Annotated in this window: 8 protein-coding genes; 6 read left to right on the top strand and 2 right to left on the bottom strand. The window is 51.8% G+C overall.

Annotated elements, in window-relative coordinates:
- Window positions 1–488: 488 nt before the first annotated feature.
- From ACUVOF_RS01995 to nirD, 3 genes are all read left to right on the top strand, one after another.
- Entirely contained in the window at window positions 489–1,796 is a 1,308-nt protein-coding gene (locus ACUVOF_RS01995; RefSeq protein ID WP_447042770.1) for an NAD(P)/FAD-dependent oxidoreductase, read from the top strand.
- Between the two features lie 17 nt (window positions 1,797–1,813).
- Window positions 1,814–4,321: a nitrite reductase large subunit NirB gene (gene nirB, locus ACUVOF_RS02000; RefSeq protein ID WP_447043218.1), complete on the top strand. Its 2,508-nt coding sequence runs from the start codon at window positions 1,814–1,816 to the stop codon at window positions 4,319–4,321.
- A gap of 71 nt (window positions 4,322–4,392) precedes the next feature.
- Window positions 4,393–4,794 (top strand): nitrite reductase small subunit NirD, encoded by a 402-nt coding sequence (gene nirD, locus ACUVOF_RS02005; protein WP_447042771.1) that lies wholly within the window; start codon window positions 4,393–4,395, stop codon window positions 4,792–4,794.
- A gap of 69 nt (window positions 4,795–4,863) precedes the next feature.
- On the opposite strand, the gene ACUVOF_RS02010 is transcribed toward nirD, so the two are convergent.
- Window positions 4,864–6,654, bottom strand: coding sequence for a gamma-glutamyltransferase family protein (locus ACUVOF_RS02010; protein WP_447042772.1), 1,791 nt, complete (start codon window positions 6,652–6,654; stop codon window positions 4,864–4,866).
- Between the two features lie 130 nt (window positions 6,655–6,784).
- Here ACUVOF_RS02010 and ACUVOF_RS02015 point away from each other — a divergent pair, with 130 nt between their 5' ends.
- From ACUVOF_RS02015 to ACUVOF_RS02025, 3 genes are all read left to right on the top strand, one after another.
- Window positions 6,785–7,567, top strand: a complete 783-nt coding sequence (locus ACUVOF_RS02015; RefSeq protein ID WP_447042773.1) for a GntR family transcriptional regulator — start codon at window positions 6,785–6,787, stop codon at window positions 7,565–7,567.
- 75 nt (window positions 7,568–7,642) lie between these two features.
- The gene (locus tag ACUVOF_RS02020) at window positions 7,643–8,680 is read left to right on the top strand and encodes a TAXI family TRAP transporter solute-binding subunit (protein WP_447042774.1); all 1,038 of its coding nucleotides are present in this window, start codon (window positions 7,643–7,645) and stop codon (window positions 8,678–8,680) included.
- A gap of 61 nt (window positions 8,681–8,741) precedes the next feature.
- Complete coding sequence (locus tag ACUVOF_RS02025; RefSeq protein WP_447042775.1) at window positions 8,742–10,682, top strand: TRAP transporter permease; 1,941 nt, start codon at window positions 8,742–8,744, stop codon at window positions 10,680–10,682.
- A gap of 89 nt (window positions 10,683–10,771) precedes the next feature.
- On the opposite strand, the gene ACUVOF_RS02030 is transcribed toward ACUVOF_RS02025, so the two are convergent.
- A complete protein-coding gene (locus ACUVOF_RS02030) occupies window positions 10,772–11,608 on the bottom strand; it encodes an alpha/beta fold hydrolase (RefSeq protein WP_447042776.1) in 837 nt (278 codons plus the stop codon).
- Between the last annotated feature and the right edge of the window lie 25 nt (window positions 11,609–11,633).

Below are 11,633 nucleotides of genomic sequence, written 5' to 3' on the forward strand. Positions count from 1 at the left end.
AGCGCTTATAACTTGTTAACTAGCTTGTTGCCTAGATAGCTGCAAAAGCCAAGCCCAGAACCAACCATTTTAAAAATTACTTCTTATAAACAATAATTTAAAAAAAGATAGATGACTACGCAACGCTCTTTGTCGCACTGTACACACGCTAAATGATGTTTGAGAGTGCACGCTACCGCCCCTTTCGCACCATCACCGTGCAGTCTATCCGAGGAGCCTTGCCACAACTTACCCATAACCTACACATAAGCAGCTGAAGTAATTTAAAAAAAAATTCTACACGGCCAGTTGGCTAGCTCCTTGCTTATTACAGAGTAAGGTTTTTAATCAGTTGGCAGCCAATGGCGGTTGTCGCGCGTTTAAAAAGACGCTATCGGGCAACGACGCCCCTGTTACGCACGCTTTTGCGATTCTTTGCAAAGCGGTGCGCGACAGGGGCGTTTTTTGTTTGGTGCTCAAGCATCCGTAACGACACAGAGGAGCTACCCATGGAAACCATTTCCCGGTGCTCACCCAGCGACCATCTAGTCATTATTGGTAGTGGTATGGCCAGCCACCGTCTGATTGAGGCGCTGGTGAAATCACCTACGCGCCCCCAGCGCATCACGGTAATTGGCGCTGAACCAACCCCCGCGTATAACCGTATCCTGCTTTCGCCACTGCTGGCCGGTGAGATGCAGCAAGACGCCCTCACTCTGCGCAATGCCCAGTGGTACGCGAACCAGGGCGTCACTCTGATTCTCGGCGAAAAGGTCGAAAGGCTGCATCGTGATCGCCGTACGGTAATCACCGACACCGGCCGCACACTGCATTACGACCGCTTGGCCATCGCCACCGGCTCGCGCCCAGCGCTGCCCGACATCCCAGGTATTGACCTTGCGGGCGTACATGGCTTTCGCGACTTGCAGGACGCTGATGCACTTACCGACATCGCTCAACAGGGCGGTGATGCAGTGGTGATTGGCGGTGGCCTGCTGGGCCTCGAAGCTGCTGAAGGACTGCGTAAGCGCGGCAATGATATCAGCGTCAGTGTGCTCCAGCGCAGCGAGCAGCTAATGAACCGCCAGCTGGATACCACCGCCGCGCACCTGCTTGAAAACGAACTTTCCCAGCGTGGTTTAAAGATCATCACCGGCGCCCAGTTAACACAGCTAGAGGGCGATACTCATGGGCGCGTAGCCAAGGTACATCTTGCCGATGGCCGTCAGTTAAACGCCTCTAGCGTGATTATTGCCGCGGGCATTACCCCTAATGCGGAACTTGGCCATCAGGCAGGTCTGCGCACTGATCGAGCTATTGTGGTTGACGAATGGCTCACCACCTCAGACCCAGCCATTTCCGCCCTGGGTGAATGCTGCCAATTTGATGGCACCACCTATGGCTTGGTGGAACCGATCTGGCGTCAGGTAGAGGTGCTCGCCGCGACGCTGTGCGGCACAAATACTCAAGGCTACGCAGACGCCCCCAGCGCTACCAAACTCAAAATCAGCGGTGTTGCGCTCTACGCCTTTGGCCCCATCGACGCCAGCGCCGAGCATGAAGTACTTAGCTACCACGACATTGAGCGCGGCGATTACCGTCGACTGTTACTTCGCAACGGCCAGATTGAAGGCGCGGTGCTTTACGGCGACACCAGCCAAGGCCCTTGGTACTTCGAACAAGCACTCGCAGGCACGAACCTTAACGACTACCGTCATGCACTCCTGTTTGGTGCTGCTGATGTAGCAGTGCTCCAAACCATTGCGGCTGACCAGCACAACGATACTCCCCATTTATCGACCTTAGAGGCGGCATAGCTATGTCTATCGAAAACATGTCCACTACACAGCAATTAATCATTATTGGTAACGGCATGGTCGGCCACCACTTGGTCGAGCAACTGGTCGATAACGGCGCACTAGTGCGTTATCAAGTCACCGTGTTTGGCGAAGAGCGCCATCGCGCCTACGACCGGGTGCATTTGTCTGAATATTTCAGCGGCCGCGATGCTGACTCCCTGGCGCTTTGCGAGGCGGATTATTACGCCGTCAGCGGCGTAGAACTGCGTACTGGCGAGGCCGTGATCGAGATCGATCGCAGTGCGCAAGAAGTGGTCACCGACCAGGGCCGCTACCCATATGACCGCTTGGTGCTAGCCACCGGCTCCTTCCCCTTTGTGCCGCCGATACCCGGTAACGACCGCGATGGCTGCCTGGTGTACCGCACCCTGGACGACCTGGATGCCATCCAAGCCGCCGCCGAAAATGCCACCACCGGCGTGGTGGTGGGCGGTGGCCTGCTGGGTTTAGAAGCAGCTAATGCCCTGCGGGGATTAAACCTGGACACTGCCGTTGTTGAATTTGCTTCGCGGCTGATGCCGATGCAGGTAGATAACGAAGGCGGTGAACTGCTGCGCGAAAAAATTGAAGCCTTGGGCGTACAGGTGCTCACCGAGCGCGCCACCCAGCGTATTGAAGATGGCGAGGCGAGCCGTCACCGCATGGTCTTTCAAGACGACAAAGTCCTTGAAACCGATCTCGTCGTTTTCTCAGCAGGCATTCGTCCCCGCGACCAGCTAGCTCGCGACTGCGGCCTGGAGATTGGTGAACGCGGCGGCGTGGTTGTCGATAACCAGTGCCTTACCAGCGACCCGGCTATCCTCGCGATTGGCGAAGTCGCGCTCTGGAACCAGAGCATTTTTGGCTTGGTGGCGCCGGGCTACCAAATGGCCAAAACCGCGCTATCCACGCTGACCGGTGGAGACACATACTTTGGCGGCGCCGATATGAGCACCAAGCTCAAGCTGCTGGGCGTGGACGTGGGTTCGATTGGTGACGCTCACGGCAACCAAAACCCCAGCGCACGCATGTTCCGCTACCTGGATCCTATCAAGCAGGAGTACCGCAAGCTGGTGGTCTCCAGCGACGGTAAAAAACTGCTCGGCGCCATGTTGGTGGGCAACAACGGCGTTTACGACACCCTGTTACAATACTATTCCAACGGCATTGAGCTGCCCGATGAACCTGCTTCACTGATTCTGCCACAAAGCAGCGGTGCCGCTCCTACTCTCGGCCCCGGGGCGCTGCCAGAAACCGCTTCCATATGCTCTTGTCATAACGTCACCAAGGGTGATATTTGCGCCACTATTGACGCTGGCGCGGTAGATCTAGGGGGTGTCAAAGCGGCCACCAAAGCCAGCACCGGCTGCGGCGGCTGTACTGCGCTGCTCAAAAGCGTGGTGGATCACGAGCTGGAAGCCCGTGGCGTCGAAGTCGATAAATCGATTTGCGAGCACTTCGCCCATACCCGCCAAGGGCTTTACGTTATTGTGCGCGTCGAAGGCATCAAAACCTTCACCGACCTGATTGAAAAACACGGCAACCCCGACACCCACCGCCTGGGCTGCGATATCTGCAAGCCCGCCGTAGCGTCCATTTTGGCCTCCTGCTTTAACGAGCCGATCACCGATGCGGCGCATATCCCATTGCAGGATACCAACGATACGTTCATGGCCAACATGCAGAAGAACGGCACCTACTCGGTAGTACCACGCGTGGCCGGTGGCGAAATCACCCCTGATAAACTGATTGCCCTGGGCGAAGTGGCTAAAAAGTATAGCCTCTACTCCAAAGTGACCGGTGGACAGCGTATCGACCTGTTCGGCGCCCGCCTGGAAGACCTGCCGGATATCTGGGGCGAGCTGATTGCCGCAGGCTTCGAGACCGGCCATGCCTACGGTAAATCGCTGCGCACGGTGAAATCCTGCGTGGGCAGCACTTGGTGCCGCTATGGCGTGCAGGACAGTGTTGGCATGGCGATTCAACTGGAGAACCGCTACAAGGGCCTGCGTTCACCTCACAAGATCAAATTCGGCGTTTCCGGCTGTACCCGTGAGTGTGCCGAAGCGCAAAGCAAAGATATCGGCATTATCGCTACCGAAAACGGCTGGAACTTATACGTGTGTGGTAATGGCGGCATGCGCCCACGCCACGCCGAACTGTTTGCCACGGATCTTAACGACGATCAGCTCTACCGCACCATTGATCGCTTCCTAATGTTTTACGTGCGAACCGCTGATCGTCTGCAGCGCACCTCAGTATGGCGCGAAAACCTCGATGGCGGCCTGGAATACCTCAAAGAGGTGATTCTGGAAGACAGCTTAGGCATCAACGCTGAACTGGAGCGTCAGATGCAAACAGTGGTGGATACCTATCAGTGTGAATGGGCCGACGCCATCAGTGATCCAGAAAAACTCAAACGCTTCCGCAGCTTCGTCAACGACGACCGCCCGGATCCGTCAATCATTATGACCTCCGAGCGCGGCCAACTGCGCCCCGCTTAAGCGACGCTGGGCCCTGACACTGACAACGACACTGACACTAACACTGACACTGAATAGAAAAGAGGCAACCAATGACCGCAACTGCATTGAAAAACGAGATGGATACCATGGCGCTTCAGAAGGCAAAGTCGTGGCAGAAAGTCTGTACCAAGGCCGATCTAGTCGCGTTTTCTGGCATCGCCGCCTGGCTGGAAACCGCCGACGGCCCCGCCCAGGTCGCTATTTTCTACTTGCCCGGAGTGCAGGGACAGGGTGATGAGCTCTACGCTCTTGATCATCATGATCCTTTCTCGAACGCAAACGTGATCGCTCGGGGCATCGTCGGCGATCTTAAAGGTGCGGCGGTCGTCGCCTCGCCTATCTACAAGCAGCACTTCCGCCTTGAAGACGGTCAGTGTTTAGAGGATGAAAGCGTGAAGCTCCGCATATGGAAAATCGAGTTTAAGGGGGAAGAGGTTTGGATTGAGGGGTAAGCGGTACTCTTACACCGCTAGTAGGGCGGTCAGTTCAGGCTGCCCTACTAGCCCCTTTCAATCATCACCTTAACGACCAACAGCGTAACCTTGCATATGTCGAGCTGAAGCACCCGCATGCACCATTCCACTATGGCTTGCCACGGCACAGACTCGCCCTAATGCCCAATCCCCTTGTAACGCCATGTCATGCCCCCTCTCGCGCAACGTTGCTAAGGTAGATTCTGGGAACCGCTTCTCAATCAATAAACGACCTAATACGCTCTCCCGCGGATGAAAAGATGCAGGGAAGTGACGTATTTGAAATAGTGGGGCATCTATCGCTCGCTGAAGGTCAAAACCGTAATGCACCATGCGTAAAAAAGTGGTCAAACTCCATTGATCTTGTTGGTCTCCGCCTGGAGAGCCTAAAGCAAGATAAGGCCTACCATCTCGAGTAACCATCGTGGGCGTCAGCGTCGTTCTCGGACGGCAACCAGGCTGAAGCGTGCTAGCCAAGCCAGGTGTTAGCCACGTCATTTGCGCACGGGTAGAGATAGAAAATCCTAAACCAGGCACACTCGGAGAACTCTGCAGCCAGCCCCCACTCGGGGTAGCTGAGACCATGTTGCCAAATCGGTCGACGATATCTAAATGTACGGTATCCCCTTCAATACTTGGCAAAGGCGCGAATGTTGGCTCTCCACCTCCGGGCCCTACCGTTGGCTCACTGCCTGCTAACGACATAATCGATGCAATACGATCATCTCCCCCCGGTAACCCAGGACGCATTTCAAAAGAAGCTCTTTCACTTATTAGCTTGCGACGCGAGATGTTGTAATCGTCACTTAACAATAAAGCGAGCGGAACATCCGTTGTTGCCGCATCACCGTACCAAGCCTCACGGTCTGCAAAAGCAAGCTTGGCCGCCTCTGCAATATAGTGGACAAATTCGGGGCTCTCGGGGCCAAAAGCTGAAAAGTCTATGCCTTTTAGTAGTGCTAGCTGCTGCAAGAACACAGGCCCCTGACTCCAAGGGCCTGCTTTATGAACCTCATATCCTTCGTACTCATAACTTACGGTGCTCTCTTCCGTTGCTGACCAACGTGAAAGATCATCACCGTTCAATACACCAGCGTGCCGTTCGCCCGTGCTATCTCTTAGTGGCTGGCGATAAAAAGCATCAATAGCATCGGCAACAAACCCTTCATAAAAAGTTGTTCGTGCTCGCTCAATTTGCGCTTCGCGCCCAGCACCTGCAAGTTTAGCCTCATTCAATATCCGTCTATATGTAGACGCTATATCGGGCGAGCGGAAAAGAGTATCCGGCTTTGGTGCTTGCCCACTTTTGAGCCATTGTTTAGCAGAGCTGGGCCACTCTTTCTGGAAAAAATCCACAACGGGAATAATCGATGACACCGCTCTGGATAAAAGCGGGAACCCTTTTTCTGCATAACCAATAGCAGGCTCCAGCACATCATCAAGTGCCATGGTGCCGTAATCGCGAAGTAACAGCATCCAGGCATCGAAAGCGCCTGGCACTACAGCAGGTAACAACCCTGTTCCAGGCACTGTTTTGAGTCCTAGCTGCTTAAAATGCTCCAGAGTCGCTCCTGCTGGCGTTACACCCTGTCCACAAATAACTCGCGGCGTTTCATCATCATGTCGCATTGCAATGATGGGTACTTCTCCGCCCGGGCCATTCAAGTGGGGCTCAACAATCTGTAAGACAAAGCCTACTGCCACTGCCGCGTCAAATGCATTTCCCCCTTTTTCAAGTATTGCCATGCCAACACTTGAGGCGAGCCAATGGGTAGTCGATACAGCACCAAACGTGCCCTTAATTTCGGGACGTGTTGTGAACGGAGGCGTAGTTGGCATTGCTGAATGTGTCCTTAATTTGAAAAATTGGCTCAAAGGGTGCTTGAAAATAACATGTATTGCAGGCAGGATCATTAAAGCTATATAGCTATTAAGAAATCAACATGAGCTCCATCTTACGGTGACTCGCATGACATTAGATAAAATAGTTGAAGCCTGCCTGCCACATTTTGAGAATGATCATCTCGGCGTTCCAAAATATGCACGCTTCTACAATGCGATTAAAGAAGCCGTTCATGCTGGAAAGTTGATTCCTGGCGATAAGTTACCTTCAGAACAAGAACTCTCTTCACGATTACCAGCAAGCCTTGGGACCTTGCAAAAAGCATTAAAAGCCCTTTCAGATGACGGTATTGTGATACGCGAGCATGGGCGAGGAACGTTCATACGAGACCAGGAAGTAAAGTTCGAGGATATTCGTGTGTTTCGATTTCTCGATCAAGGTCGGCCACTTGGGCTTTCACTACAAGGGTTGGGTATTCGCGAAGTGGACGTTGACGCTGAAATTGCCCATTTTTTTGGCTCTCAGCACCGTTGCGCAGTCGTACAACGTTTGATTCAAGTAGAGGGTGAGCCCTGGACCTTTAACGAATTTTATATGCCACTGAATTTTGCCAGTGAGCTTATGGATAAACTGCCCAGCGAATTCGACGGCTTATCGTTACACGAGTACCTGTTCCAGAGCCGCAAAATTCTTACCTCTCGGTTCGTTCACAAATTAGGGGTCGGCTCTTTTTCTGCCGACGCTCGCTCCTCTCTCTCTCTTTCAAATGATGTGACCCACGGGATGATCTGGCGTGTACGTGGCTATTCCCGCGACGGACTCCCCACCACGTTTCAACGCTTTGAGCTTCAGCCAGGTCACCGAGATATAGAAATAAGCACCCAAGCAGGTCAAGGCAATAGCACTTAATTAAGCGCTAATAAAGCCATATAAGAGCAGCACTTGAACTTAGTGGACACTTTCACCAATAAGAAAGGTACCAACATGACAGAGAAACTAACCCACACCTCCCCATCAATCATTGATATTCGCCGTCGCCAATTACTAAAGGCTGGTGCTCTAGGTATCGGCGTTGCAATGTTTCCAGGCATTCTAGCGGCTGCACCAAAACGTGAATTACGCTGGGGATCAGCAAGCCTTGGATCAACTGGCTACATTATTATCGAAGCGTTAGCACAAACGGTGCAACGTAATAGCGACCTACGCTCAACTACCCTAGCAACGTCCGGGGGTGCTGAGAACATGGTAATGGCTAGCCGTAGCGAGATTGACTTTGGACAAACTACGTCGACCGACTGGCCCCCCGCCACCAAAGGCGAACGTCCATTTCGTGAGCCCATAGATGCGCGGCAAATGTTTGCCTATACCGTTTGGAATATTCCGCTAATCGTGCGCAAGGATTCAGATATCCACTCACTTGCTGATTTGGCTGGCAAGCGAGTGATGCCCTCTACTGCGGGTGGCGCCACCGCCATTATGCATCAGACAATTCTACAAGCCGCTGGCGTAGCGGATGAAGTAGATTGGACTTATGGTTCATGGAACGACACTTTTAGTGCCTTTCAGTCTGGGGCCGTTGATGCAATTCCCTCCACCTTAACGAACGGGCGTCCTTCTCCCGCACTGGCTGAGATAGATAGCACTGTCGAATTCAGAGTTTTGCCGATTGAGCCAGAAGTTTTAAAACGCGCTCAGGAAATTAATTCGGGACTGCTTGCAACCACTGTTACAGCTGAGCAGTGGGACAAGGTAGAGGACGAAATGCTCATGCCCGCTATTTCTGGTTTATTAGCGACACATTCTGGGGTAACAGACGAAGATGCCTATGCAGTTTGTAAGGCTATCTTCGACAACTCAGAGCAAGTTCGCCGAATTGGTTCACAGCTACAAGATGTCGACCTGGCCTTTGCGGTAGAGTACTTGCTTCAGGATTACCCTGTTAATGCAGGTGCTGCGCGCTACTTTCAGGAGCAAGGAGTATGGCGCGATGAATTAATCGTTGCTGACTCTGTTACAGCCTGAGCCCGATATGTGCCATGCCTCAGTGGTATGGCACTTTTCTTACCTAGCGAAGTAAGCCACCATGTCTCCTAAGCTCCTTGATAAAAAGCGTGGGTATTTCAACACCGCAAATTTAGTGCTGTTTCTCACTCTCGTAATGGTAGCAACTCATTTAGCACAGGTATTTAAGTACTACTTACCTTCAGGCCAATTCAAAGTACTTCATCTCGGTCTCGCATTATTAATTATTTTTGCCTCTGCAGCCGGCGACTCATCACGTTGGGTTATGCGCCTAAGTTATGGAGTCTTTTTTGCCATCGCATGTTACACAACTGGCTATGTTTTACTCGAGTATCAGGGGCTAATCACGGATCGTGTATTTGGCCCAAATCCAATGGATGTTGTAATAGGTTGCTTGCTAATTGCCATCAGTTTAATAGCCGCGTGGCAACAATGGGGATTAACAATACCGCTTATTGGGATTATTGGGCTTTTATATGGTTACTTTGGCAACATTATGCCCACCGAATTGTTCTACCATGGCGGGATGGCATTTGAACGTCTTGTTTCTTATGCTTCAATTCCTAATTTCCAGGGAATTCTAGGCTCCCTAACCGAGTTATCTGCAGGCACTATTTTTGTCTTTATGGTCTTCGCTGGTTTACTAAAATCAACAGGCGGTATCGACTTTATTATGGGATTTGCAACTAAGTTGGCGGGGAATTCAAGAGGTGGGCAAGCCAAAATTGCGGTTCTTGCCAGCGCCTTCATGGGCATGATTTCTGGCAGTACTGTAGCCAATATTGCTAGTACAGGCACCATGACTATTCCGACTATGAAACGAACGGGATTCAAGGCACCTTTTGCTGGCGCCGTCGAAGCAGTAGCTTCCACTGGCGGGCAGATGACGCCACCCGTGATGGGGCTGACTGCATTCCTAATGGTCGGAGTAACAGGTCTCGGCTATGACCAAGTTATCCTAGCAGCCGCTATTCCTGCCGCCCTCTATTATTTTTATTTGCTTTTAGCCGTTCACCTACAAGCCGCTCGAGACGGTATAGAGCCTACCCAATCACTGACAAGCGATGGAGCTCAGGCGCTACCAGCCAAAATGCTACTTATTCGTTATGGTCACTTATTAATCGCTATAGGCATACTGGTTTATTTATTAGTAAGCCGAATGCCACCCTCGTATGCCGCTGCCTATGGATGTTTAGCGATTATTGTTTTTGAACTTATCAGTAGCGTAGCGCGTCATTATCGCCAACCTTTCCAGGCGTTAAGAATTGCAGCTTCACGCCTTATTGACGGCCTACGTGACGGCGGTTTTAGCGGCGCCACAATTGCCGTTATCGTTGCGGTTATTGGGATTTTTGTAGAAGTACTTACCGCTACTGGCTTTGCACAAAAACTCTCTTACTTAATGCTTGGCCTCGCTGATGGAAACCTTGGTGTTTTGCTTCTGATTGCCGCTATCGCATGCCTCATTTTTGGCCTAGGACTACCTACGTCTGCAGCCTATATTCTGGTGGCATTATTAACTGCCCCCGCGCTCATAGATATGGGTGTAAGTATGATGGCAGCCCATATGTTTGTACTTTATTTCGCAGTTTTTTCAGCACTGACTCCCCCCGTAGCTGTTGCATCGCTGATTGCAGCACGGATTGCTGAAGCTCCCTATTTCACGACTGCAATTCAAGCGGTAAAAATCGGTCTGCCAGGTTTTTTCCTACCTTTCTTGTTCGTTGCGAGACCAGAACTATTGATGTTAGAAGGCACTTGGTTTGACCAATTAATAGTAATGGCGATAAGCGCGCTAGCGCTGGCTGCTCTCAATGTATCAATGGTTGGGCAAGGATTTATACGCACTGCATGGCCAATTCGACTGTTACTTTTAGTGGCGGCAGTACTTACGTTAGTACCCGGCACCTACGGAACTTTATTAGGCTGCAGCATCATTATAGCGATACTCTTATTTCAATATCGCATGAAAGCTAAACACATATCACTTCTGAAAACATGATGATAACTTAAGCAAGGGTGTTATTTAGAAGAAAACTTGATAGCGCCACCCCATTGGGCGGCGCTATCAAGTTATAGGAACCATTTAAGTCAGCTATCCAAAAAGGTAATCAGCGCCCGATTAAACGCTTCAGGGTGCGTAGCATTAAGCCCGTGTGGCCCGCCCTTGATCACTTCCGTTTGCGCATTGGGCAGTAACTCTTGCGCCCGCTTGCCGCTGACCTCAAAGGGTACGATGCCATCTGAATCCCCATGCAATACCAGGGTGGGTATATCGATATTGGACAGATCTTTTCGGAAATCAGTATAGCTAAACGCTTTGATGCAGTCATAGGTCGCTTGCGGGGACGCAAACGCCGCAATGTTGCAATGATACTGGCGGTTCGGCTCGCTGATTAAATCGCTGCGCTCACCCGCGGTGAAAAAGTTCTTCGTGAAGTCTTCTAGGAAGGCAAGACGGTCGCCTTTTACACCTTCAAGGAATTGGTTGATGGTGGCATCATCCAGACCACCTTCAGGATTGTCATCTGATTTATAGAGGTAAGGGGGAACCGCTGCAGCAAATACGGCTTTATTGACTCGCCCAGTCCCGTAACTGGAAAGGTAACGCGCTACTTCGCCGCCACCCATCGAAAAGCCCACCAGGGTGGCATCGTTTAGGTCCAAAGTGTCGATCAGTTTCTTAAGATCTGATGCCAGCGTATCGTAGTCATAGCCACCATCTGCCTGGGTAGACCAGCCAAAACCACGGCGGTCATACGTCACGACTTTATAGCCTGCCTCCACCAGCGCTGGCACCTGCTTCTCCCATGAGCGGCCACTTAATGGCCATCCATGGATCAGCACCACTGGTTTGCCCGCCCCGTGTACCTCGTAGTACAGCTCTACCGGCGTGCCTTGTTCCGTTCCTACGCTTAGCATTGGCATCGTCTAACCCTCCTATTTGGTTTAA

The sequence above is a fragment of the Vreelandella sp. H-I2 genome (assembly GCF_052959335.1).